The organism is Mycobacterium ostraviense (assembly GCF_002705925.1).
Classification (GTDB): domain Bacteria; phylum Actinomycetota; class Actinomycetes; order Mycobacteriales; family Mycobacteriaceae; genus Mycobacterium; species Mycobacterium ostraviense.
This window is the reverse complement of the sequence record NZ_NKRE01000001.1, coordinates 1812350-1838663: the sequence shown is the minus strand read 5'-3', so window position 1 is coordinate 1838663 and position 26314 is coordinate 1812350. Positions and strand designations below refer to the sequence as shown.

Sequence of the window (26314 nt, the reverse complement as noted above, 5' to 3'; positions counted from 1 at the left end):
GGTCAATGGCGTTTGAGCCGGATGCGCCACCACACCAGGCCGGCATAGGCCGCCGACAGCGTCGCGAGCATCGCCATGTCGAACAGCCACGCCGCGCGCGAGTGCGTCCAGTGGCTGTCCTCGGGACTGTACGAGCCGGGCACCAGCTCGCGCAGGTTGACCGTTGCCGCCGACGCCGCATAACCCCACCGCGCGGGGACCGCCCACGACAACTGGTCCAGGAAGATCCGGTTGGTCACCGGGACCAGGCCGCCGGAGAGTACCAGCTGCAGCATCAGCGATACCACCAGCAACGGCATGATCTGCTCACTGGACCGGGCGACCGACGACAGCAGCAAGCCCAGCATCGCCGAGGCCACACAGGTGGCAGCGACCGTGGTGAACAGCTCGAAGCCGGGGTTGCCGAGCAGCACCGCCTGCTGGGTCGGTACGCCCTTGCCCAGGAGCACGACCCCGGTCGTGATCGCCGCTTGAGTGATGGCGAACATGGAGAACACCGTGACCTTGGCGCCCAGGTAGGCCCTCGTCGACAACCCCACGGCCTGCTCGCGACGGAAGATGGCGCGCTCGCCGATGAGATCGCGGATGGTCAGTGCGGTACCCATGAAGATCGCGGCGATGGACAGCAGCGTCAGAATCTGTGCGGCCTCGTCGGGCGTCTGGCTGGTCGGCTGGGCCATGCCGAACCCCGTGTCGCCCGGAACCGTCAGCGACAGCGCGCCCAGGACGAACGGCAACGCCGCCAGGAAGGTGAAGTAGGCCCGGTCGGCTACGACCAGCCGAACCTGTCGGCGCGCGATGGTGGAGAACTGGCGGCGCACGCTGGTGTGCGCCGGTGCGCCAAGGTCCGTGGGCGTCTCGGTCTGTGCCGGTGCGGGGGGCTGGTTGCGGGCCAGAAAGCGCCGGTTGGCCTCGTCGGGATCGGCGCCGACCTTCGCGAAAATCTGGGCCCAGTTGGTGGTGCCCATCGCCTGGCCGATCTGGTCGGGCGGACCCAGGAACGCGGTCTTACCCCCGGGCGCCATCAGCAGCACCTGATCACAGACATCGAGGTAGGTCAGCGAGTGGGTGACCACCAACACCACCCGGCCGGCGTCGGCGAGTTGCCGCAGCATCGTCATCACCTGCAGGTCCAGCGCCGGGTCCAGGCCCGAGGTCGGCTCGTCGAGGATCAGCAGCGACGGGCCGGTGAGCAGTTCCAGGGCCACCGAGGCGCGTTTGCGCTGGCCGCCGGACAGCTTGTCGACGCGGGTGTCGGCGTGCTCGGTGAGCCGCAGCTCCTCGAGCACGCCGGCGACCACCCGCGCGCGATCCTGCTTGCTGGTGTCGGGTGGCAGCCGGAGCTCGGCGGCATAGCCGAGCGCCTGGTTGATGGTCAGTTGCCGGTGCACCACGTCGTCTTGGGGGACCATCCCGATCCGGCTGCGCAACGATGCGTATTCGGTGTGGATGTTGTGGCCTTCGAAGGTCACCGTGCCCGAGGTGGGGCTGGCGTAGCCGGCGATCAGCCGCGACAGCGTGGTCTTGCCCGCGCCGGAGCCACCGATGACGGCGGTCAGCGTGCCGGGCCGCGCGGTCAGCGACACGTTGTCGAGCAACGCGGTGCCGTCGACGCGGTAGCTGACCGCGCTGACCTCCAGGCCGCCGGTGGGGGCCGCGGCTTCGGTGCGACGGACCAGGGTGTCCCCGGTAAACGCCAAGTCGACGTTGCCGATGGTGACCACGTCGCCCTCGCGGAGGATCGCCGAGCCGACCCGGATCCCGTTGACGAACGTCCCGTTGATGCTGTGTGCGTCGTTGATCTCGGTGCCCACCGGCGTGGGGGTCAAGAATGCGTGGTGGCGCGATGCCAGCACGTCGGCGACGACGATGTCGTTGTCGAGGGCCCGGCCGATCCAGGCGATGTCCCCGCGTGGCGGCGCGGGGTGGGAGTCGGCGGCCAGGACGTTGCGCGTCGTGGTGTCGCGTCCCGCCTGCGGGGGAGGCGGGGAAACCGGTATGACGGTGGTGCGCCGGGCTTCCGGGTAGCCGGGGTAGCCGGGTGGGCCGGGAGCCGGCGGCGCGGCTCCCGGTGACTGTGCGGGCGGCCGACGCTGCTGCTCGGTGCCGACGGGCCCACCCCCCGGCGGCGGGGAGCCGGTCTGCGGGAGCAGGCCGATAATGCCTCGGTGATGCCCGACCTCGAAGCTGATGCGTGGCCCGTCGGGCCTGCCGAGGTGGACGATCAGACCGTCCCGGATGTCCACCAGCGGCACCCGGCGGCCGTCGACGTACATCCCGGTCCGCGAATTGTCGATGGCGATCCAGTTGCCCTGCTCGAAGCGCACCACCACGTGCGTCCCGGCGACCAGCGGGTGCGCGACGCGCAGGTCGGCACGCAGGTCACTGCCCACGATCGCGTCAGCGTCCGGTGCGAAGCTGCGCTGCGACCGGTCCGACCGCACTGTCAGCACCGGCCGGTGAGCTCGGGTCATCGCTTCACCCTAGTTGCGCCCGCGTCAGCGGCGTCGGAGCCGAATCCTCCACCACACGATGGTGGTATAGGCGATCGACACCACCCCGAGCATGGCCATGTCGAACAGCCACGCGCTCGCCTTGTGGTCCCAGTGCTGGTCTTTCGGATCGGTCGGGCCGGGTACCAGCCGGTGGGTGTCGATCGTCGACGCCGATGCCGCATAGCCCCAGCGGGCGGGCGTGGCCCAAGACAGCTGGTCGAGCAGGATCCGGTCGGTCACCCAGATCATGCCGCCGGAGAACACCAGCTGAGACATGATGGAGAACACCAGCATCGGCATGACCTGGTCCTGTGATTGAGCCAGCGCCGACAGTGCCATGCCCAGCAGCGCCGAAGCCACACAGGTCGCGGCCACGGTGACGAACAGCTCGAATCTGACGTCTCCCAGCAGCACCGCGTCGGAAAGCGGCTTGCCCCAGCCGATCACACAGATGGTGGTGGCGATCGCCGCCTGCATGATCGCGAACGCGGAGAACACCACGATCTTGGCGGCCAGATAGGCCGCGGTCGACAAGCCGACCGCCTGTTCGCGACGGAAGATGGGACGCTCACCGATGAGGTCGCGGATCGTCAACGCGGTGCCCATGAACACCGCGCCGACGTTGAGCATCACCAGAATCTGGTCGGGCTGGGCGGGATTGTTGCCCATCGGATCCGACATGCCGAACCCCGTCTTGCCGCGAACGGTCAGGCTCAGCACCCCGATGAGGAACGGCAGCAATGCCAGGAACACCGTGTAGCCGCGGTCGGAAACGACCAAGCGAACCTGGCGGCGGGCGACCGTGGAGAACTGGCGAAGCACGTCGGTGTGCACCGGTTCGCCCAAGTCGGCAGCGGGACTGGCCTGGGACGGAAACGCCGGCTGGGCCTGCTTGTCGGCCAGGAAGCGGCGGTTGGCCTCGTCGGGGTCGGCGCCGACTTTGGCGAAAATATCGGCCCAGTTGGTGGTTCCCATGGCCTGGCCGATCTCGTCGGGCGGACCCAGGAACGCCGTCTTGCCGCCCGGTGCCACCAGCAGCAGCTGATCGCAAACGTCCAGGTAGGACACGGAGTGGGTGACCACCAGCACCACCCGGCCGGCGTCGGCGAGTTGCCGCAGCATCATCATCACCTGTCGATCCAACGCCGGGTCCAGACCCGTGGTCGGCTCGTCGAGGATCAGCAGCGACGGCCCGGTGAGCAGCTCCAGCGCCACCGAGGCTCGCTTGCGCTGTCCGCCGGACAGCTTGTCCACCCGGGTGTCGGCGTGTTTGGTCAGCTCGAGTTCCTCGAGTACCTGGGCGACCACTTGGTCACGGTCGGCTTTGCTGGTGTCGGGCGGCAGCCGCAGTTCGGCGGCGTAACCGAGGGCCTGGTTGACGGTCAGCTGCCGGTGCACGACGTCGTCCTGGGGGACCATCCCGATCCGGCTGCGCATGGACGCGTACTCGGTGTGGATGTTGTGGCCCTCGAAGGTCACCGTTCCCGAGCTGGGGCTGGTATACCCGGCGATCAGCCGCGACAGTGTGGTCTTGCCGGCGCCGGAACCGCCGATGATGGCCGTCAGCGTGCCGGGCCGCGCGGTCAGCGAGATCTGGTCGAGCAGTTGCTTGCCGTCGATGGAGAAGCTGACCGACTTGACCTCCAGGCCGCCGGTGCGGGTGGCCGCTTCGGTGCGGCGAATCAGCGTGCCCCCGGTGAATACCAGGTCGACGTTGCCGATGGTGACGATGTCGCCGTCGCTCAAGATCGCCGACCCGACCCTGACCCCGTTGACGAACGTCCCGTTGACGCTGTGGGCGTCGCGGATTTCGGTGCCCAGCGGTGTCATGGTCAGGAATGCGTGGTGTCGCGACGCCAGGACGTCCTGAATGACGACGTCGTTGTCGGTGGCGCGGCCGATAGTGACTGAGCCCGCCGGCATTTCGTTGGACCCGGTCCGCGGCAACAGCGCATGGATCATCTTGGTCGCCAGGTTCGCCACGTCCGGCGGCTTGGCGGCGCTGGGCTGCATCTGCGTGGGTGGCGCGGGGCGAGGCGCGACCGATGCATAGTTCGACGGCTGCCGCAGCGGCCCCGGGGCAAACCCGGATTGCCGTGAAGACGAACTGCTGGGGTACATCGGTTGCCCCGATTTCGACGGGGGCGGCGGGCCGGGATGCGGTCGAGCCGACGGTGGCGCGGTCCAATTCGACTGGCGTCCGGCCGGCGGCGGCCCCGGCTGACCGGAAGCCTGGGTCGGCGGCGGCCACGGTGACGACTGGGCGGCCAGGCGCATCGACTCGGTTTGCGGCGGCCGTCCGACCATCCCCAGGTGCCGGCCGACCTCGAAGGTCAGCAACGGCCCGTCGGGATTTCCGATGTTGACGCTCTGGCCGTCGTGGATGTCGACCATCGGCACCCGCCGGCCGTTGCAGAAGGTCCCGTTCAGCGAATTGTTGTCGATCGCCAGCCACCGGCCCTGGTCAAACCGCAGCAGCAGATGTGCCCGGGAGATCAACGGATGCGTGATACGCAGGTCGGCGCGCAAGTCACGGCCGATTACCACGTCATGGCCGGCGGCGAAGGTGCGTTCCGACCCGTCGTAGCGAACAGTCAGCGCGGGCGGGGCAGATTGAGGCATCGTTTCAACTGTAACTCCCGTACATCTTTCTCCTACACAGCAAACGTTCCGCAGCCGCGGGTAACTCCGCCTTATACTGCGCGGCGGGCATCGTCAGCGGTCCGGCGCACCGGTGACCACGCACCGGGTACGGCTGTAGATCGTGGGCATGCACAGATTGCAATGTGTGCACGCCGAACGAGCCTGCTGTCCTTCGGCGGCGATCCGATTGACCAGGTCGGGCTCGGCCAGCAGCGCCCGGGCCATCGCAACGAACTCGAATCCCTCGGCCATCGCCAGGTCCATCGTCTCCCGGTTGGTGATTCCGCCCAACAAAATCAGTGGCATCGACAACTCGGCGCGAAACAGCCGAGCGTCGCGCAACAGATAAGCATCGCGGTAGGGGTATTCGCGGAAAAACTTGTGGCCGGTCATCCGGATGCCCCAGCGCAGCGGCGGCTTGAAGGCGCCGGCGAATTCCTTGACCGGCGCGTCGCCGCGGAACAAGTACATCGGGTTGACCAGCGAACTGCCGGCGGTGAGCTCCAGCGCGTCCAGTCCGCCGTCGTCTTGCAGCCACTTCGCGGTGGTCAGCGCTTCCTCGATGGTGATGCCGCCGCGGATGCCGTCGGCCATGTTGAGCTTGGCGGTCACCGCGATCTGTTGTCCGACGGCGCGGCGAACGGCCAGCACCAATCCGCGGGCCACCTTGGCCCGGTTCTGCAGTGACCCGCCGAACTCGTCGTCGCGCCGGTTGATCAGTGGCGACAGAAACGAGCTCGCCAGATAGTTGTGGCCCAAATGGATTTCGACGGCGTCGAAGCCGGCGTCGACGGCAAGACGGGCGGCGTTGGCGTGCGCGGCCGTCACGTCGGCGATGTCGTCGCGGGTCGCCTTCTTGGCAAACCGCATCGCGAGCGGATTGAAGAACCGCACCGGAGCCAGCGCGGTTGCCTGGTTGGACCGGGCGTCGGCCACCGGGCCGGCATGGCCGATCTGGGCACTGACCGCCGCGCCCTCGGCGTGGACGGCCTCGGCGAGCCGGCGCAGCCCCGGCACCGCCTCCGGACGCATCCACATCCCGTCGCCACTGGTGCGGCCGCCGGGCGAGACCGCGCAATACGCGACCGTCGTCATGCCGACCCCGCCCGCCGCCGGCAGCCGGTGGTACTCGATCAGATCGTCGGTCACCAGCGCATCGGGTGTGCGCGCCTCGAACGTCGCGGCCTTGATGACGCGGTTGCGCAGCGTCAGTGGGCCCAGCTGGGCCGGGCTGAACACGTCGGGGGCATCGGCCATGTCAGGAGCGTACGCGGCGGACGTGCCACACTGTCTGCCGTGGGCGCAATCACGCTGGACGGCAAGGCCACCCGCGACGAGATCTTCGTGGACTTGAAGCGGCGGGTGGCGGCACTGACTGCTTCCGGCTCGGATCGCCCCCCCGGGTTGGGCACCATCCTGGTCGGCGAGGACCCCGGATCGCAGGCCTATGTGCGGGGTAAGCACGCCGACTGCGCCAAGGTCGGCATCACCTCGATCCGCCGTGACCTGCCCGCCGACATCAGCACCGCCACGCTCAACGAGACCATCGACGAACTGAACGCCAACCCCGACTGCACCGGCTACATCGTGCAGCTGCCGCTGCCCAAACATCTGGACGAGAACGCGGCGCTGGAGCGCGTCGACCCGGCCAAGGACGCCGACGGGCTGCACCCGACCAACCTCGGCAGGCTGGTCCTCAACACCCCGGCGCCGCTGCCCTGCACGCCGCGCGGCATCGTGCACCTGCTGCGCCGCTACGACGTCGAGCTCGCCGGGGCGCACGTCGTCGTCATCGGCCGCGGTGTGACGGTGGGCCGCCCGCTGGGGCTGCTGCTCACCCGCCGCTCCGAGAACGCCACGGTGACCTTGTGCCACACCGGAACCCGCGACTTGGCGGCCTTGACCAGGCAAGCCGACATCATCGTGGCGGCCGTCGGGGTGCCGCACATGCTGACCGCGGACATGGTGCGCCCCGGCGCCACGGTGGTCGACGTCGGAGTCAGCCGCACCGCGGGCGGGCTGGTCGGCGACGTACACCCCGACGTGTGGGAGGTCGCCGGTCACGTGTCGCCGAATCCCGGTGGCGTCGGGCCGCTGACCCGGGCGTTCCTGTTGACCAACGTCGTCGAGCTGGCCGAGCAGCGATGACGGCGCGGGCCACCCTGGCGCACACGTTTCGCGCGCAGTGGCCGATCCTGCTCGTCGGGCTGATTTTCGTGGTGGCGTTCGTGCTGGTGGGGGCGAACTTCTGGCGCCGAGGTGCGTTACTGATCGGGATCGGCGTGGGTGTGGCGGCCGCGCTGCGGCTGGTGCTGTCCGACGAGATGGCCGGTCTGCTGGTGGTGCGCAGCAAGGGAACGGACTTCACGACCATGGCGGGGGTGGGGGCCGCGATGGTCTATATCGCGTCAACGATCGACCCGCTGGGCACGGGCTGAGCCCTAGCTAGAACGCGGGCATCCCCGGTATCTGGGGCAAACCCGGCAGGTTGCCGGTTGCCATGTCCGTCATCGCCTGCGGGCAATACGTCGAAATGGCGATGCTGGTGAAAATTTGCGCCATCGGCTTGGGCATGCCGGTGCCCGCGGCGACGACGGTCGCTGCCGCCGAGTTGAACGACCCGCCCGGCCGGGACAGTGTCGAGCACACGGACTGGCCCAAAGCCACGGCGTTCCCGGCGTCGCCGTAGTTGACGCCGGCCTGGCTGAGCGCGCCGATGAAGGCGTCGTCGATCGGCCCGGCCTGAGCCGGCGCCGCAAATGCCGCGGCCGCGGTGAACAGCACCGCGGACCCCGCCAGCAGGCGGATGGTGAGTGGCTGATGACGCCAGGCTTTCATGTCTGCTCCCCATTCATTTCGGAGCGCACCGGGCCATCCGGATACACTCATGCGACTTCAACGAACCTTGGTGCATGGCTGTCACGTTTCGAACACGGCCGCGTAAAGGTTTGCCGTCGACTGTCGGCACGTGCCTAACGACACGATCGGGTCACACTGCGGCGCGACACGTCGCGCCGCGGCCGGGTTCGCGGCCGCGCCGGCTGACAATGCCGCCCATGATCTCTCGGCAAACGTTCCTTCGCGGCGCGGTGGGAGCGTTGGCGACATCAGCACTGTTCGGGCCGCTGCGTGCCGGCGCGGATCCCGGCAGCGGTTGGGCAGGTCTGGCTTCCTCGATCGGTGGCCGGGTGCTGCTGCCGGATGGCGGCTCGTTTGCCGCCGGCAAGCAGATATTCAACTCGCTCTACAATGGCTCGAACCCGGCGGCGGTGGTCACGGTCACCTCGCAGGCCGACGTCGAGAAGGCCGTCGCGTTCGCGGCCGCCAACAAGCTCAAGATCGCTCCGCGCGGCGGTGGGCATTCCTACATTGGCGCGTCGGCCGTGGCCGGCGCCATGGTGATCGATCTACGCGGCCTGACCGGCGGCGTGAATTTCGACAGTGCCACTGGAAACGTCACGATGCCGGCCGGGACCGAGCTGTATGCGGCGCAGCAGGCGCTGGCTGGCGCCGGCCGCGCGATTCCCACCGGCAGCTGCCCGACCGTCGGCGTGGGCGGCCTGACACTCGGCGGTGGAATGGGCGCCGATTCCCGCCACGCCGGCCTGACCTGTGATGCGCTCACGTCAGCGACGGTGGTGTTGCCCAGCGGGCAAACGGTCACCGCGTCCGCCGATGATCACCCCGACCTGTTCTGGGCGCTGCGGGGCGGCGGGGGTGGCAACTTCGGGGTGACGACCTCGATGACGTTTGCGACCTTCCCGACCGCCGACTCCGACGTGGTGCGCGTCGACTTCACCCCGTCGTCGGCGGCCCGGGTGCTGAGCGGCTGGCAGACCTGGCTGGCGGCAGCCGACCGCAACACCTGGGGTCTGGTCGACATGTCGGTCGGCGGGTCGCAGGCCAATTGCCATGTGCTGGCGACGTGCCCGGCGGGGTCGGGTCCCGGCGTGGCCGATGCGATCAAATCCGCGGTGGGTGTGCAGCCCACCGGGGTCGAGCACAAGACGCTGAGTCATATGGACCTGGTGATGTACCTGGCCGGCGGCAGCTCTACGAGTTCACCACGCGCCTTCGTGGCCGGATCCGACGTCATCGGCACGGTGAATTCGGCTGCGGCACAGGCGATTGTCGCGGCGCTGGGGAAGTGGCCGCCGGCCTCCGGGCGGGCGTCGGTGATCGTGGACACGCTCAGTGGCGCGGTCGGCGACATCGATCCGGCCGGCTCGGCCTTTCCGTGGCGCCGGCAGTCCGCCGTCGCGCAGTGGTACGTCGAGACGCCCAACAGCGGGCAAGTCGCCGCCGCCAACAAGTGGCTGAGCACCGCACATCAAGCGGTGCAACAGTTCTCGGTCGGCGCGTACGTCAATTACTTGGAACCCAACACCGCGCCGTCGCGATACTTCGGGCCAAACCTGTCGCGGCTCACCGAGATCCGGCAACGCTACGACCCGAACCGGTTGATGTACTCGGGTCTCAACTTCTAACGGGTAGCCCGCTACGTTCAGCCTGTTGTGTTCGACGCTGTGTTCGACGGCATCGCTTCGCTGGGTAGCTCACCGGACTGTGGCACTCCGGCCTCCGATGCACGGGTTCCAGCGTTCGCGGGCACCTTGACTTGACGCATCATGCCCCCGATGGGCAGGCCGTGGTAGCTGGAGTTGCCGTCGACGTTGCCGGTCGCGAATGTCGAAACCAGCCTCTTGTCCGACGGCGCTCGCCGGTCGCCAGATTTGAATACAGTTCCCCATGGTTCGCCTGACGGACTGTCTATCGTCCCCTATCGTTTAGCCGTGCGTGAGTACTCGATTCCCGCTGTGCTGCAGGAGCTGGCCAGTCTGCGGCCCGACGAGACAGCGTTCACGTTTGTCGATTACGAGCAGGACTGGGCGGGCGTTGCGGAAACCCTGACGTGGTCGCAGCTGTATCGGCGGACACTGAACGTCGCACGGGAGCTCAAAGCCTGCGGGTCAACCGGTGACCGCGCGGTGATCTTGGCGCCGCAAGGACTGGAGTACGTCGTTGCGTTTCTGGGCGCACTACAGGCCGGTCAGATAGCGGTTCCGCTGTCGATGCCGCTGGGTGAAGCCAGCGATGAGCGTGTTAGTGCCGTCCTGCGCGACGCCTCGCCTTCGGCGATTCTCACGACATCGGCTGTCGCTGGCAACATCGCGGAGTACGCCAAGCCGGAGCCTGGCGAGTCCGCGCCATCGCTCATCGAGGTTGACTTGCTGGACCCTGATTCTCGGCAACCGCTCGCCCCCGAGATCGATAGTCCGCCAAGCGTTGCGCATTTGCAGTACACCTCTGGGTCCACCCGCACGCCAGCGGGCGTCGTGGTCTCCCACCGAAACATTAAGGTTAATTGCGAACAACTCATGTCCGCCTACTACGAAGAGGGGATTGCCCCGCCGGACACCACTGTGGTGTCGTGGGTGCCGCTCTTTCACGACATGGGTTTGATCCTAGGAATTGCCTTCCCGATTTTTGGGGGATTCCGAACTGTGCTGACGAGTCCGCCGTCGTTCTTGCAGCGACCAGCGCGGTGGATGCAATTGCTGGCTACCAACAGTCACGCATTTTCGGCCGGGCCGAACATTGCTTTCGAATTGGCAACACGAAAAACATCAGATGACGACCTAGCCGGACTCGATCTCGGGGGCGTGCGTAACATCCTCAACGGTGCCGAACGCGTAAACCCCGCGACGCTGCAGCGCTTCGCTGAGCGGTTCGCCCGCTTCAATCTTCGCCCGGAGGTGTTACGGCCCTCGTACGGGCTCGCGGAAGCCACGCTGTACGTCGCGACCCGCGAAGCCGATCAACCACCGCTCACCGTCTGTTTCGACTCCGAGGAACTGACCGCCGGACACGCGAAGCGGTGCGGAAGCGGAGACGGCATACCGCTGGTCAGTTACGGCATGCCGAAGTCACCGACGGTGCGGATCGTCGATCCCGAGACCAGTACCGAGTGTCGGGCGGAAACCGTCGGTGAGATCTGGGTGTATGGCGACAACGTCGCGGCAGGCTATTGGCAGAAACCTCACGAGACCGAACGCACCTTCGGCGCAACGCTTGTCGGTCCGTCGCCCGGCACACCCGAAGGGCCTTGGCTGAGAACCGGAGATTTGGGCGTTTTCTCCGACGACGAGCTGTTCATCATCGGCCGGATCAAGGATCTCCTGATCGTCTACGGGCGCAACTACGCTCCCGACGACATCGAGGCGACGATCCAGGAGATCACCCGAGGCCGCTGCGTGGCCGTAGCGGTTTCGGACGATGACGGCCCTGAGAAGCTGGTCGCCATCGTCGAGCTCAAGCCCGGCGACTCCAGCGAGGCGGAGATACAGCGGTTGACCGCCATCAGGCGGGAAATCACCGCAGCGATAGCGAGGACGCACGGTCTGAGTGTGGCGGATCTCGTTTTGGTGCCTCCTCATTCGATTCCCCTCACCACAAGCGGCAAGGTCAGGCGACGGGATTGTCTCAAGCTGTATCAGCAGGATGAGTTCAGGCGCTTGGACGCGCGGCTCCGCCGGCCAAAGCGGCGCGCCGTCGAGGACACCGGTGCGGGCGCCGGGGCCGACTCAGGGTGGGCCCAGCGCCTGCGCACGCTGCGCCAGCAGCAACATGACCTGTTGGTGGGGGTGGTGTGCTCGCAGGCGGCAACGGTGTTGGGACATCCCAGCCCGGACGACATCGACCCCGAGTGCCCGTTTCAGGACCTGGGGTTTGACTCGGTGAAAGCTACGGAGTTGCTCGACCGGCTCAACACCGAAACCGAGCTGGCATTGGCACCCACCCTGGCCTTCGACTATCCCACCCCGCACCAGTTGGCCACCCACTTGGGCCGATTACTGAGCGGATCGGTCGCGGCGGGTCCGCAGGTCGGGTCGCGGGTGCAAACAGATGAGCCGGTTGCGGTGGTGGGGATGGCGTGTCGGTTCCCTGGGGGGGTGGATTCGGCGGCGGCGTTGTGGGATCTGGTGGCTGGTGGCGTCGATGCGATGGGGGAGTTTCCGGCTGATCGTGGTTGGGATCTGGGGGATTTGTTCGATCCTGATCCTGATGCGGTGGGTAAGACCTACACGCGGGCGGGGGCGTTTCTGGCCGATGTGAGCGGGTTTGACGCGGAGTTTTTTGGGATCTCGGCGCGGGAGGCTCAAACCATGGATCCGCAGCAGCGGCTGCTGCTGGAGGTGTGTTGGGAGGCGTTGGAAACCAGCCGAATTGATCCGGGCGGGTTGGCGGGTTCGGAGACTGGGGTGTTCGTTGGGGCGTGGTCTCAGCAGTATGGCGGGAGCGGTTCTGATGGCGTGGAGGGCTACGCCATGACCGGGATGTCGCCCAGTGTGGCTTCCGGGCGGGTGGCGTATGCGTTGGGTTTGCAGGGTCCGGCTATCACCGTTGACACGGCGTGTTCGTCGTCGTTGGTGGCCGCGCATTTGGCGTGTCAGTCGCTGCGCAATGGCGAGTCGACTCTGGCCCTGGCCGGTGGTGTGACGGTGATGACCACACCGACGGTGTTCACCGAGTTCGCCCGGCAGCGTGGGCTGGCCGCCGATGGGCGGTGTAAGGCGTTTGCGGCCAACGCTGATGGGACGGGCTGGGGCGAAGGGGCGGCGGTGCTGGTGCTGGAACGGCTCAGTGATGCCCAGCGCAACAATCATCCGGTGTTGGCGGTCATCGCGGGGTCGGCGATCAACCAGGATGGTGCCTCTAATGGGTTGACGGCCCCCAACGGGCCCGCTCAGCAGCGGGTCATCACCCACGCTGTGGCCAATGCCGGTATCGGGCTTGACGAGGTTGATGTGGTGGAGGCTCATGGCACCGGCACCACGTTGGGTGATCCGATCGAGGCCGGCGCCCTGATCGCCACTTACGGTGCTGCGCGGGGGGCAGCGCACCCGCTGTGGTTGGGATCGATCAAGTCCAACATCGGTCATACCCAGGCCGCTGCCGGTGTGGCCGGAATGATCAAGATGATCGAGGCTCTCAACCATGAGAGTTTGCCTCCGACGCTCAACGTCGATCGTCCCAGTCCGCACGTCGACTGGTCGGCCGGCACTGTTCGCCTCCTGACCGAGCCGGTGCCCTGGCCGGTCACCGATCATCCCCGCACCGCGGCGGTGTCGTCGTTTGGGATCAGCGGCACCAACGCGCATGTGATTTTGCGGCAGGCCCCGGCCCCGGCGGTCGAACCGGCTGAGCCAACCGTTCATGGTGGTGAGCTTGGGCTGCCCGTAGTGCGACTGTGGCCGGTTTCGGCGCGCACCCCCGCGGCGTTGCCCGCGCAGGCCGACCGGCTCCGCCAACACCTGGTCGCCCACCCCGACCTTGATCTCACCGATGTGGCCTACAGCCTGGCCTGCACCCGAACACACCACCCGCACCGGGCCGTCGCGACGGTGCCGGCCGGCAGCCCCGATCCCCGGGCTGAGCTGTTGGCAGCACTGGAAGCATTGGCCGCTGATCAACCGCACCCGCAACTGATCCAGCACCACCACCGCGCGACGGTTGCGGGAAAAACCGTGTTCGTGTTCCCCGGCCAAGGCGCCCAGTACCCGGGGATGGGTCGCGAGCTCTACGAAAACCACCGCCTCTTCGCCGACACCGTCGACGACTGCGACGACGCGCTGCGCCCATTTACGGACTGGTCGGCGCGCGACGTCCTACTGCAGGACCCGGCGGCTCCGGCGCTGGACCGAGTCGACGTCGTCCAGCCGGTGCTGTTCACAATGATGGTTTCGTTGGCCGAGGTGTTGGGGAGCTATGGCATTGTTGCCGACGCCGTGATCGGTCACTCCCAGGGAGAGATTGCCGCGGCGTATATCGCCGGGGTGCTTCCCTTGTCTGAGGCCGCCAAAGTTGTGGCATTGCGCAGCCAAGCGCTGAGCGCTCTGCGTGGTGCCGGTGGTATGGCGTCGGTCCTGCTCGATGCCGAGCAACTGCTCGCACGCCTGCAGCCTTGGAGTGAGGCGTTGAGCATCGCCGCGGTCAACGGCCCGTCACACACCATCATCAGCGGCGATCCCGCCGCGCTGGAGCAGTTCACCGCAGCCTGCGATCGTGACGGGATCCACATCCGGCAGATCGCGGTTGATTACGCCTCGCACTCCGCGCAAGTCGAACCAGCACGTGAGCGCCTGCTGGCCGAGCTGGCCGGCCTGACCCCGGCGCCCGCGCACATACCGCTGTATTCCACGGTGGGACAGGCACTTTCGGCCGATCCTCTGGACACCACCACCATGAACGCCGACTACTGGTATCGCAACCTGCGTGAGCCGGTCCGGTTCCATGACCGTGTGGTCGAGCGTTTGGCCGCCGGTGAGTGCACGTTTGTGGAGCTGTCCCCGCATCCGGTATTGGCGCCGGCGATTACCGACACCTTGGCCCAGGCTGCAGGGCGAACCCAGTCGGCGGTGATCACCACGTTGCACCGGGATCGGCCCGACCAAGACAGCCTGGCTACCGCGCTGGCCCAGCTGCACAATCACGGCCATAGCCCGTCGTGGTCGGCCCTGTATCCCGACGCGCGCACCGTCGAGCTGCCCACCTATCCCTTCGAGCACCGCCGCCACTGGCTGACCCCCACTTCGACCGGCGACGCTTGCGGGTTTGGCCTGGACCGTGCCGAGCATCCCTTGCTGGGAGCGGTCGCCGAACTTGCCGGCCAAGATGAGGTCGTGGTCAGCGGGCGACTATCACCCGGCACCCAGGGGTGGCTGGTCGGCCACCGGGTCAACGACACCGTGGTATTCCCGGCGACGGGGTTCATCGAGGTGATCCTTCACGCCGGTGAGTTGGCCGGCTGCCCGCTGATCGATGAGCTGGTCCTGCATACCGCCCTGACGCTGTCGGAACAAGCGCCGACCGATCTGCAGATTCTCGTGCATCCGCCCGATCAGCAAGGGCGGCGCCCGTTCAGCGTGCACTCGCGCACCGGTGGCCAGCATGCCGCCTCTTGGACGTTGCGCGCCAGCGGCGCGCTAAGCGCCGATCAGCCCGTCGCCGCCGCCCCCCTCACGCCGGCACCGGGTGCGCAGGCCCTCGACCAGGACGACTTCTACGACGGGCTGGCCCAGCAGGGTTACCGCTATAGCGGCCCATTCCGGTCGCTGCGGGGCATTGGCACCGACCCCGCCCGACCCGACATCGTCTATGCCGAGGTCGCACTCCCCGCCGACACCGACATCACCGGCTACGGAATCCACCCCGCCCTGCTAGACGCCGCCCTGCACCCGCTGGCCGCCGTGCTGGACCGCACCGGTGCGGCCGACTCGGCGCTGCGGCTTCCGTACGCATTCAACGGGATCGCCCTGTACGCCACGGCGGCCACCCGGCTGCTTATCCAGCTGACACGTACTGGCGACGACACGTTTGAGCTGCGCGCCACCGACCCCACCGGCGCACCCGTGATCACGATCAGCTCGTTGACATTGCGCGCCATCTCCGACCAGATCGGCCGGCCGACCTCGATAGCCGGGCTGTCCGACAGCTTGTTCGAGCTGACCTGGCCGTTGGCCCCCGACCTGCCCCGGTCGTCTGGAGTTCAACCACCAGCGTGGGCGGTATGCACCGATTCGCCCGAGCGCCTGCCGGCCAGCATGTCCAACGGCACGATCCACACCGACCTGGCCACCTTGACCCCTTGCCCGGAGCTGGTGATCTGGCCGCTGCCGCGACCTGACGACGAGGCGGGAGGGGAGGCCGATCCGCTGCGGCGAGTGCACGCCCTGACCCGCCACGTTTTGGCCCAACTACAGGACTGGCTGGCCCGCCCCGACGCCCTGGGCACCCACCTGGTGATCATCACGCGTCACGCAGTCAGTGTCAGCGCTTATGACCGTGCCCCCGATCTGGCGCATGCTGCGGTCTGGGCGCTGATACACACCGCTCAAAACGAGCATCCCCACCGCATCACTGTGATCGACACCGACACCACCGCCGCCACCGAAGACACCCTGCTGGCTATGGCCTCGACGCGGCCGGCCAGCGAGCCGCAGCTGGCCCTGCGCAACGGTGTTGCCCGCATCCCCCGCCTGGTCCGCACCTCGGCCCTGACCCCGCCGGATACTCCCGACTGGCAGTTGGCCACTACCGGCAAAGATGACCTAACCCACCTGACCGTGATCCCCACCAGCCCTCCCGCAACACTGGGCCCGGGACAGATCCGCATTCAGGTCCGGGCCGCTGGGCTCGATTTCCACGACGTGGCGGTCGCTTTCGGAGCCATCGCCGATGAAGGGCTCGGCGCCGAAGCCGCCGGGGTGGTCATCGAAACCGCTGCCGATGTGGCATCGCTGAGCCCGGGTGATGCAGTGATGGGCTTGTTCCCCCAGAACGCGTTCGCGCCCACCGCGATCACCGATGAGCGCATGGTGGTACCCATTCCGGCCGGGTGGTCGTTTACCCAGGCCGCGTCCGTGCCGGTGGCGTATTTGACCGCCTATATCGCCTTGGTCGAGATCGCCGGGCTATCGGCTGGGCAGCGGGTGCTCATCCACGCCGCCGCTGGAGGTGTCGGTCAGGCAGCCATCGGGATCGCGCGCCACCTCGGTGCCGAGATTTTCGCCACCGCCCACCCGAACAAACATCACGTGCTCACCGACCTGGGGGTCGCCCCTGGGCGCATCGCCTCGTCGCGCACGCTGGACTTCGTCGACACCTTCCGCAACGCCACCGATGGGCAGGGCATGGACGTCGTGCTCAACAGCCTGAGCGGAGATTTCGTCGACGCTTCGCTGAAGCTGCTGCCGCGCGGGGGTAGTTTCATCGAACTCGGCAAGACCGATATCCGCCAGGCACGCGACGTCGTTGCCGCCCACCCCGGAGTCGACTATCAGGCCCTGGACCTGGCCGGCGTACCACCGGAATCCCTCCAGCCGGCATGGACCGCCCTACCTGAGTTGCTTGCCGCAGGCATCCTGACGCCCCTGCCTAGCACCAGCTATGGCCTTCTCAACGCCCCCCAAGCCTTCCGCGACATGAGCCAAGGAATGCACACCGGAAAGATCGTGCTAATCCCTCCTGCGAAGTTTGATCCCGCAGGCACCGTGCTGATTACCGGTGGTACCGGGATGCTGGGCGCGACCTTCGCCGAACATCTGATCAGCGATTACGGTATTGAGCATCTGCTGCTGGTGTCTCGCAGCGGCCCGGCCGCTTCCGGTGCAGCTGAACTTGAGGAGCGCCTGACCCGGCTAGGCGCCCAGGTCACGATCACCGCCTGTGACACCAGTGACGCCGCCGACCTGGCCGCGCTGTTAGAGGGCATTCCCGCCCAGCATCCGTTGACCGCCGTCATCCACGCCGCCGGCGTCCTTGAAGACGCTGTTGTGGCCGAAATGACCGGCGATCAACTAGACGCGGTCTTGACCGCCAAGGCCGATGCCGCCTGGTATCTCGACCAACTCACCCGCGACCGCGACCTGGCCGCGTTTGTGTTGTTCTCCTCTGCCGCGGGAATACTGGGCAGTCCCGGGCAGGCCAACTACGCGGCCGCCAACGCCTTCCTCGACGCGCTGGCCCAGCAGCGTCACCGGCATCACCGCTGCGCCACCAGCTTGGCCTGGGGCTACTGGCAAACCCCAACCGGCATGACGGCTCACCTTACTGCCGCCGACCAGGCCCGCCTCACTCGCAACAGTTTTACCCCCATCAGCACCGAGCGGGGCCTGGCCTTGTTCGATGCCGCGCTGCCCCAGCAGCTTCCCGCCGTAGTCGTTAGCCCCTTCCCCGCGCGTGTGCTGGCTCGTCTAGCGCACCAAAACGCCCTGCCCCCGATCCTGTCGGCGCTTACCACCAGCCGCCCGCGCGCCAGCGCGGCCAGTGCCGAGAGTCTTCAGGCTCGGCTAGCCACTCAAACTCCTGAACAGCAACTGCAGGCTTTCATTGCGCTGGTGACCACCGCCACCGCCACCGTCTTGGCTCATCCCGACCCAGCCACTCTCGATCCCGACCGTCCCTTCAAAGACCTCGGTATCGACTCACTGACCGCCCTAGAACTACGCAACGCCCTCGGCCAACAGACCGGCCTCACCCTGCCGGCAACCCTGATTTTCGACCACCCCACCCCGGCGGCCCTGGCCAGACACCTTCGCCAACAGTTAACCGGAAACGATGACGTCACCCGAACTAGGAATGTACCGGACAGCGAAATTCAGCGTCTCATCTCGATAATTCCAGAAAAGCGGCTTACGGAGGCAGGGATTCTACCAATGCTCCGCAATATTGCCAACGATATGCAATCGTCAGGTCCGGACAGCAAAGCAGAGGCTATCGCAAGCATGAGCCTGAGCGAACTTATGGACATTGCTCGAGGCAACAAGACAAACCACGAATAGATTTTTAAAATGACTATTGAAAACAGCGAAATAATCGAAGCACTTCGTGATTCATTAATACAAATCGAGCGGCTGAAGCAACAGAATCGTGCTCTGCTTGCGCGTGTCGATGAGCCGGTCGCCGTGGTGGGGATGGCGTGTCGGTTTCCTGGGGGGGTGGATTCGGCGGCGGCGTTGTGGGATCTGGTGGCCGGTGGCACCGATGCGATGGGGGAGTTTCCGGTCGATCGTGGTTGGGATCTGGGGGATTTGTTCGATCCTGATCCTGATGCGGTGGGTAAGACCTACACGCGGGCGGGGGCGTTTTTGTCCGATGTGAGCGGGTTTGACGCCGAGTTTTTTGGGATCTCGGGGCGGGAGGCCCAGACGATGGATCCGCAGCAGCGGCTGCTGCTGGAGGTGTGTTGGGAAGCGTTGGAAACCAGCCGAATTGATCCGGGCGGGTTGGCGGGTTCGGAGACTGGGGTGTTCGTTGGGGCGTGGTCTCAGCAGTATGGCGGGAGCGGTTCTGATGGCGTGGAGGGCTACGCCATGACCGGGATGTCGCCCAGTGTGGCTTCCGGGCGGGTGGCGTATGCGTTGGGTTTGCAGGGTCCGGCTATCACCGTTGACACGGCGTGTTCGTCGTCGTTGGTGGCCGCGCATTTGGCGTGTCAGTCGCTGCGCAATGGCGAGTCGACTCTGGCCCTGGCCGGTGGTGTGACGGTGATGACCACACCGACGGTGTTCACCGAGTTCGCCCGGCAGCGTGGGCTGGCCGCCGATGGGCGGTGTAAGGCGTTTGCGGCCAATGCTGATGGGACGGGCTGGGGCGAAGGGGCGGCGGTGCTGGTGCTGGAACGGCTCAGTGATGCCCAGCGCAACAATCATCCGGTGTTGGCGGTCATCGCGGGGTCGGCGATCAACCAGGATGGTGCCTCTAATGGGTTGACGGCCCCCAACGGGCCCGCTCAGCAGCGGGTCATCACCCACGCTGTGGCCAATGCCGGTATCGGGCTTGACGAGGTTGATGTGGTGGAGGCTCATGGCACCGGCACCACGTTGGGTGATCCGATCGAGGCCGGCGCCCTGATCGCCACTTACGGTGCTGCGCGGGGGGCAGCGCACCCGCTGTGGTTGGGATCGATCAAGTCCAACATCGGTCATACCCAGGCCGCTGCCGGTGTGGCCGGAATGATCAAGATGATCGAGGCTCTCAACCATGAGAGTTTGCCTCCGACGCTCAACGTCGATCGTCCCAGTCCGCACGTCGACTGGTCGGCCGGCACTGTTCGCCTCCTGACCGAGCCGGTGCCCTGGCCGGTCACCGATCATCCCCGCACCGCGGCGGTGTCGTCGTTTGGGATCAGCGGCACCAACGCGCATGTGATTTTGCGGCAGGCCCCGGCCCCGGCGGTCGAACCGGCTGAGCCAACCGTTCATGGTGGTGAGCTTGGGCTGCCCGTAGTGCGACTGTGGCCGGTTTCGGCGCGCACCCCCGCGGCGTTGCCCGCGCAGGCCGACCGGCTCCGCCAACACCTGGTCGCCCACCCCGACCTTGATCTCACCGATGTGGCCTACAGCCTGGCCTGCACCCGAACACACCACCCGCACCGGGCCGTCGCGACGGTGCCGGCCGGCAGCCCCGATCCCCGGGCTGAGCTGTTGGCAGCACTGGAAGCATTGGCCGCTGATCAACCGCACCCGCAACTGATCCAGCACCACCACCGCGCGACGTTTGCGGGAAAAACCGTGTTCGTGTTCCCCGGCCAAGGCGCCCAGTACCCCGGTATGGCCGCGGAGCTCTATAGCCGGCACCACGCTTTTTCTTCCGCGCTTGATGAGTGTGATCGGGCCTTGGGTGCCTGGACGGGCTGGTCGGTGCGTGCCGTGATTCGTGGTGAGCCCGGCGCCCCCTCCCTGGATCGGGTCGACGTGGTCCAGCCGGTGTTGTTCGCGGTCATGGTGTCGTTGGCCCGCACGCTGATCAGCTACGGGATCGAACCGGATACGGTGATCGGACATTCCCAAGGTGAGATTGCGGCCGCCTATGTCGCCGGGGTGTTCACCCTTGAGCAAGCCGCCAAAATCGTAGCGCTGCGCAGCGGCGCCCTAGCGGATCTATCCGGGGCTGGTGCGATGGCATCGGTGTTGCTGGCCGCTGACGAAGTGGCTGCGCGGCTGCGGCCTCATGGCGATGCGCTGACGGTAGTTGCGGTCAACGGACCCACCCACACCATCGTCAGTGGTGACCCCGCCGCGATGGAGCGGTTCGTCGCGGCTTGCGAGGGCGACAACATCCAGATCCGATCCATCCCCGTCGATTACGCCTCACACTGCAGTCAGGTCGAACCAGCACGTGAGCGCCTACTTGACGAGCTGGCCGGGCTGACCCCGAAACCGGGGCGGATCGCCCTGTATTCCACCGTGCACGGCGTCATGTCGGACCAGCCGTTGGACACCACCACCATGACCGCCGACTACTGGTATGCCAATTTGCGTCAACCGGTCCGGTTTTACGACAACATCAAACATCTGCTGGCTGCTGCTGACCAGGTGTTTGTGGAAGTATCACCGCACCCGGTGCTGGCCCCGGCGATCGCCGACACCCTGGCCGGCACTGATGGGCGTTCTGGCTCGGCAGTCATTCCCACTCTGCATCGCGAGCGTCCTGACCTAGACGCGTTGACTATTACCCTGGCCCGGCTGCAGGTTCATGGTCGTAGCCCGGACTGGTCGATGCTGTATCCCCTCGCCCGCCCGGTCGAGCTACCGACGTATCCCTTCCAACACCATCGGTATTGGCTGACCCCACGATCGAGCGGTGACGCTGCCGGTCTTGGGCTGGATCAACCCCAGCATCCGTTATTGGGGGCAATCACCCCAATGGCGGACCGAGACGAATTCATAGCCACTGGTCGGTTGGTTCTCGGTTCGCAGAGTTGGCTTGCTGCCCATCGAGTCGGTGAGGCGGTGGTGTTGCCCGCGACCGGGTTTGTCGATGTGGTGTTGGGCGTCGGGGATTACGTCGGGTGTCCGGTAATTGATGAGTTGGTGTTGCACACCCCTCTCGTGCTTGCCGAAAACACCCCGACCGATGTCCAGATCAGCGTGGCCGGCGCCGATGGAAGTGGGCGACGCTCGTTTAACGTCCATGCCCGCACCAGCACCGATCATCGGGCTGAGCCGGGTTGGGTGTTGCACGCCAGCGGAATCCTGTGCCCCGAGCAAACACCCACCAGTGAACCTCCCATCCCGGCGGTGCCGGCAACGGCTATCGACGTTGAGGGTTTCTATCAGCAGCTGGCCGAATGCGGTCTGCACTATGATTCCCCGTTTTGCTCGGTACGTGGGATCAGCTACGAGCCGGCCGACCCCGACCACATCTACGCTGAAGTGGCCCTGCCCGCCGGAACCGATATCACCGGTTACGGGATCCACCCAGCTTTGCTGGATGCCGCGCTGCAACCAATAGCCGCCGCCCTCGGCATGGGGGCGGACTCTGAGCCGGCGGTGGTGCGCCTTCCGTTCGTGTTGGGCGGGGTCACGCTGTATGCGACCGCGGCCACCCGGCTGCAGGTGTGGCTGACCCGCACCGGCACCGACACCTTCGCCCTGCACGCCAGCGATCCTGCTGGCGTGCCGGTAATCAGCATCGACACTGTTGTGGTGCGGGCACTGCCCCCCACGGCGATTCTCACACCACCTACGGCAGCGGCGCCGTCCGTTCCGGGTTTGTGGGAGCTGGCCTGGCCGCCCCTGCCCACCGACCACGGTGCCCGCGCAGTGGCCGAGCCGCCGGCGTGGGTGGTAGTTGCCGAAGATCTCGATGCCCTATCGACTGGCCTGCGCAACGGTTCCGTGCGCACCGATTTGGATGCCGTGCGGCCATGCCCGCCGGTGGTGATCTGGTCATTGGCCCCGCCGGGTCTGCGTGGCAATGACGGCGATGCCGTGTCGAGCATTCATGTGCTGACCCGACGGGTGTTGGCCGGGCTGCAGGTCTGGTTGGCCCGCCCCGACACGACCGACTCGGTGTTGGTGGTTCTGACCTGTCGCGCGGTGACGATCAGCGCTTATGATCGGGCGCCGGACCTGGCGCAGGCCGCGGTGTGGGGGCTGATCCATAGCACCCAAAACGAGTATCCCGGCCGCATCCGTTTGGTCGATACCGACCACGCCGCCACCAGCACTGACACCCTGCTGCACATGCTGGCTACCTTCACCAGTACCAGCGGTGAGCCGCAGCTGGCTTTGCGTGACGGTGTCGCTCACATTCCCCGGCTGACCCCGGCGCGGGCGTTGACCCCGCCCGCAACACCGCACTGGCAGCTGGTCACCACCGGCAGCGGGGATTTGGCTGACCTGACCCTGGCCCCCGCCCCCGCACCGACAGCACTGAAGCCGGGACAGATCCGGGTGCAGATCCGCGCTGCAGGCTTGAATTTCCGTGACGTGGTGGTCGCGTTGGCGGCGATCAGAGATGAAGGCCTTGGTGTGGAAGCGGCCGGGATCGTCATCGACACAGCAGACGACGTCACAGATTTTGCACCGGGGGATGCAGTGATGGGGCTGTTCCCCAACAACGCGTTCTCCTCCACCGCCACCACAGATCACCGCCGCGTGGTGGCCGTCCCGCCGGGATGGTCCTACGCGCAAGCGGCTTCGGTCCCGGCCGCGTATGTGACCGCCTACAACTCTCTGATCGATGTCGCGCATCTCTCGGCGGGAGAGCGGGTGCTCATCCACTCCGGTGCCGGCGGGGTCGGCCAGGCCGCCATCCGCGTTGCGCAGCACCTGGGTGCTGAGGTGTTCGCCACCGCCCATCCCGCTAAGCACCACATCCTGCGTGGGCTGGGCATACCCGAGGATCACATCGCTTCCTCCCGCACCCTGGATTTCCATGACACCTTTGTGGCAGCCAGTGGCGGGCGCGGGATGGACGTGGTGCTGAATAGTCTTCGTGGCGAATTTGTGGACGCATCGCTGCAGCTACTGGCCCCGGGCGGGCGCTTTGTAGAGATCGGAAAAACCGACATCAGGGTCGCCGCCGACGTCGCACAGACTCATCCCCACGTCAGCTACCACGTCTATGACCTGAGCGTGGCCACCCCCGAACAGCTGCGTCACACCTGGGCCGTGGTGAGCGAGTCGATCGATGCCGGGGTGACCCAGCCCCTGCCGGTGACAAGCTACGGGCTGCTGCGCGCCCCCCAAGCATTCCGGGACATGAGTCAGGGCCGCCACACGGGGAAAATCGTGCTCACCCCGCCCGCGGTGCTCGATCCGGCGGGCACGGTGTTGATCACCGGGGGCACCGGCACGCTCGGCGGGCTGTTCGCCGAACATATGGTCACCGGCTACGGTGTGCGCCGATTGTTGTTGACTTCACGACGCGGCTCCGGCACGCCCGAAGCGGTCGAGCTTGCCGGGCGTCTGAACAGTTTGGGTGCGCATGTCACGATCAGCGCCTGCGACTGTGCCAATCCGACCGAGCTGGCAGCCCTGATTGACTCGATTCCCGCCGAGCACCCGTTGACCGCGGTCATCCACGCTGCCGGCGTGCTTGATGACGCGGTGACCAGCGAACTGACCCCACAACAGCTCGACAACGTGCTAGCTGCCAAAGCCGATAGTGCCTGGTATCTACACCAGCTAACCGCCGACACCGAGCTGGCCGCGTTTGTGTTGTTCTCCTCGGCAGCCGGTGTCCTGGGCGCGCCGGGACAGGCTAACTATGCGGCCGCCAACGCCGTCCTAGACGCCCTAGCCCGCCAGCAGCCGGCGGCGACCAGTCTGGCCTGGGGGTATTGGCAGACGTCCTCGGGGATGACCGGCCACCTCGACACGCGCGATCTAACCCGCCTTACCCGCAGCGGGATGGTTCCGATCACCACCAGCCAGGGTTTGGCCCTGTTCGATGCCGCCCTTTCCCAGCAGCACCCCAACCTGATCCCAGCCCCGCTCAGCACTCGGGCGCTGGCGGCGCTAGCCCGTGACAACAGCCTGCCTCCGATCCTGTCCGCGCTGATCACCACCCGGCGTCAAGCCGCCGCAGCCGACTCACGGGGGCTCAGTGCCCGGCTAGCCGGGATGGCCCCCGAGCAACAACGCACCGTCCTGGCCAACGTGGTCATCACCGCCACCGCAGCTGTATTGGCCCACCCGGACCCGGCAGCTATGGATCCTGAGCAGTCCTTCAAAGACCTTGGGATCGACTCGCTCAGTGCGCTAGAACTGCGCAACGCCCTGTCGGCCCAAACCGGACTAGCGTTGCCGGCCACCACCATCTTCGACCACCCCAGCCCTGCCATGCTCGCCGCCCACCTGGCCGACCTGCTAGGTGTCACCGCTGCGCGTGCCGATGCGCCGGCTCCGGTCGGCGCGCGTGGCGCCGAGCCGGTGGACAATCGGCTCGCATATCTTGATCAAGCTGCGTTTCTCGGGACGCGAGCAGGCCACGTCTCGCTGATCCAGGTGACGTGGATTTACGACCGTGCCGTCGATGTCAATGGGTTGCGACGTTTTTACCGTAATCTCGGACGTGGATTGTTAGGACGCAGGATCGAACGGTCTCCATTACCGTTCGCGCGTGATTACTGGGTCTTGTCTCCGACGTCGGCGGAGATTGATTTCGAAGCAACACCGCGGCGGCGCGCCGATGTGGGCGCATGGGCCGACGAGCGGGCGCGCCTACCCGTTGATCCGGAGTGGGGCCCGGGCTGGCATCTCGGGGTGCTTCCGCTCGAGGACGGCGGGACCGCGGTAAGTCTGGTGGCTTCGCATGCGGTCGTCGACGCGATCGCTTTCGGTCAGGCGGTCGTCGATGCGGTCGAGGGCAGGACGCATGATCTGGGTTATCAGCCCGCAGGATCGCGGCCCCTCACGCAGGCATTGCGTGAGGATCTCCGGCAAACCGTCAAGGAACTGCCCGACGTAATGCACTCTTTGGGTTGCGTGGTTCGAAGGCTCCGGCGCGATCGCGAGGAGTTCCGGTCATCGATCAAAGCGGCACCGCCTTCTCCGCGGACGACTGGCGGCAACCAGCTAGTAGAGGTACCTGCCGTAACTGCATGCATAGACCTGACGGAATGGAATTTGTGTGCTAAAAGACTTGGTGCGAACAGTAACTCGCTTGTGGCGGGGGTTGCCTGCAGACTTGCGGTGCGGGTTGGGCGTGTTCAGGACGACGGAACAGTCACCCTACGCTTTGTGGTGTCACTTCGGACCGAAGGTGACACCCGTGGCAATGCGCTGACGGCCGTTGACGTCCCGGTCGACCCAGAGCACGCGGCTACGGACCTCAGGGAAATGCACGACAAGATCACCCGAGCAGTCCTCGAAGCGATGGACGATACCGAGAGCGAGTTCTTGGCACCGCTCCCACTGGCAGCGATGACACCAAAGTGGGTGGCCAGGAGACTCGTCGGGATGGCAGCGGGTGGTCCCAGCCTTCCGGTCACTTGCTCCAATGTCGGTGACCTGCCCCCGGCCGCGAACCGGCCCGACGGAACCGATGCCGACGCGACGCACATGAGACTGGTTGAGCGTGATGTCACGCAAAATGAACTCGAGGGCACGGGCGGACGACTGCTTCTGGGTTCGGGGCGGAGTCGCGGGCAGATGCGTATCCTAATTTCTGCGTATATTGTCGGGCGCTCGAATACCAAAGATGAACTGCGGGAGATTGTTTCGCGTACGTTTGCCGAGTTCGATCTGAATGCAGACATCGATTGCTAGCCTCGACCTTTCATGAGCGTGGCTAACCATCGTGGATCGGTTGGGGCCGTCGCGCAGCGGTGATATCAGCGTGCGTGGTTGGCCGCTCGGCGTGGTTGTGCGGACACTCCTGGT

Annotated in this window: 9 protein-coding genes; 5 read left to right on the top strand and 4 right to left on the bottom strand. The window is 66.4% G+C overall.

All coding sequences use genetic code 11. The features are described from left to right. Positions 1–2: 2 nt before the first annotated feature. The 3 genes from CDN38_RS08235 to CDN38_RS08225 all read right to left on the bottom strand — a co-directional run bounded on the left by CDN38_RS08235 (position 3) and on the right by CDN38_RS08225 (position 6395). On the bottom strand, positions 3–2474 hold the full coding sequence (locus tag CDN38_RS08235) for an ATP-binding cassette domain-containing protein (protein WP_075510977.1): 2472 nt from the start codon (positions 2472–2474) through the stop codon (positions 3–5). A gap of 24 nt (positions 2475–2498) precedes the next feature. Further along, positions 2499–5117 (bottom strand): ATP-binding cassette domain-containing protein, encoded by a 2619-nt coding sequence (locus CDN38_RS08230; protein WP_075510978.1) that lies wholly within the window; start codon positions 5115–5117, stop codon positions 2499–2501. 93 nt (positions 5118–5210) lie between these two features. Continuing rightward, positions 5211–6395 (bottom strand): NADH:flavin oxidoreductase, encoded by a 1185-nt coding sequence (locus CDN38_RS08225; RefSeq protein ID WP_075510979.1) that lies wholly within the window; start codon positions 6393–6395, stop codon positions 5211–5213. A gap of 39 nt (positions 6396–6434) precedes the next feature. On the opposite strand from CDN38_RS08225, the gene CDN38_RS08220 reads away from it, so the two are divergent. Further along, entirely contained in the window at positions 6435–7286 is an 852-nt protein-coding gene (locus CDN38_RS08220) for a bifunctional methylenetetrahydrofolate dehydrogenase/methenyltetrahydrofolate cyclohydrolase (RefSeq protein WP_075510980.1), read from the top strand. Continuing rightward, positions 7283–7576, top strand: a complete 294-nt coding sequence (locus CDN38_RS08215; RefSeq protein WP_075510981.1) for a DUF3017 domain-containing protein — start codon at positions 7283–7285, stop codon at positions 7574–7576. The genes CDN38_RS08220 and CDN38_RS08215 overlap by 4 nt, the downstream gene beginning before the upstream one ends. A 7-nt stretch (positions 7577–7583) precedes the next feature. On the opposite strand, the gene CDN38_RS08210 is transcribed toward CDN38_RS08215, so the two are convergent. After that, positions 7584–7976: a DUF732 domain-containing protein gene (locus tag CDN38_RS08210; protein WP_075510982.1), complete on the bottom strand. Its 393-nt coding sequence runs from the start codon at positions 7974–7976 to the stop codon at positions 7584–7586. A 209-nt stretch (positions 7977–8185) separates the two neighbouring features. On the opposite strand from CDN38_RS08210, the gene CDN38_RS08205 reads away from it, so the two are divergent. The 3 genes from CDN38_RS08205 to CDN38_RS08195 all read left to right on the top strand — a co-directional run bounded on the left by CDN38_RS08205 (position 8186) and on the right by CDN38_RS08195 (position 26200). Then, positions 8186–9625, top strand: a complete 1440-nt coding sequence (locus tag CDN38_RS08205; RefSeq protein ID WP_075510983.1) for an FAD-dependent oxidoreductase — start codon at positions 8186–8188, stop codon at positions 9623–9625. A 306-nt stretch (positions 9626–9931) separates the two neighbouring features. After that, positions 9932–18481 carry a type I polyketide synthase gene (locus tag CDN38_RS08200; RefSeq protein WP_099318894.1) on the top strand — a complete coding sequence of 2850 codons (8550 nt, stop codon included), beginning with the start codon at positions 9932–9934 and terminating at the stop codon, positions 18479–18481. 9 nt (positions 18482–18490) lie between these two features. Further along, the gene (locus tag CDN38_RS08195) at positions 18491–26200 is read left to right on the top strand and encodes a type I polyketide synthase (RefSeq protein ID WP_180276305.1); all 7710 of its coding nucleotides are present in this window, start codon (positions 18491–18493) and stop codon (positions 26198–26200) included. Positions 26201–26314: the final 114 nt, after the last annotated feature.

Bases quoted from the DNA above. Each gene is read 5' to 3' on its own strand.
- CDN38_RS08235 (WP_075510977.1), bottom strand. From the start codon at position 2,474: ATGACCCGAGCTCACCGGCCGGTGCTGACAGTGCGGTCGGACCGGTCG.
- CDN38_RS08230 (WP_075510978.1), bottom strand. From the start codon at position 5,117: ATGCCTCAATCTGCCCCGCCCGCGCTGACTGTTCGCTACGACGGGTCG.
- CDN38_RS08225 (WP_075510979.1), bottom strand. From the start codon at position 6,395: ATGGCCGATGCCCCCGACGTGTTCAGCCCGGCCCAGCTGGGCCCACTG.
- CDN38_RS08215 (WP_075510981.1), top strand. From the start codon at position 7,283: ATGACGGCGCGGGCCACCCTGGCGCACACGTTTCGCGCGCAGTGGCCG.
- CDN38_RS08210 (WP_075510982.1), bottom strand. From the start codon at position 7,976: ATGAAAGCCTGGCGTCATCAGCCACTCACCATCCGCCTGCTGGCGGGG.
- CDN38_RS08205 (WP_075510983.1), top strand. From the start codon at position 8,186: ATGCCGCCCATGATCTCTCGGCAAACGTTCCTTCGCGGCGCGGTGGGA.
- CDN38_RS08195 (WP_180276305.1), top strand. From the start codon at position 18,491: ATGACTATTGAAAACAGCGAAATAATCGAAGCACTTCGTGATTCATTA.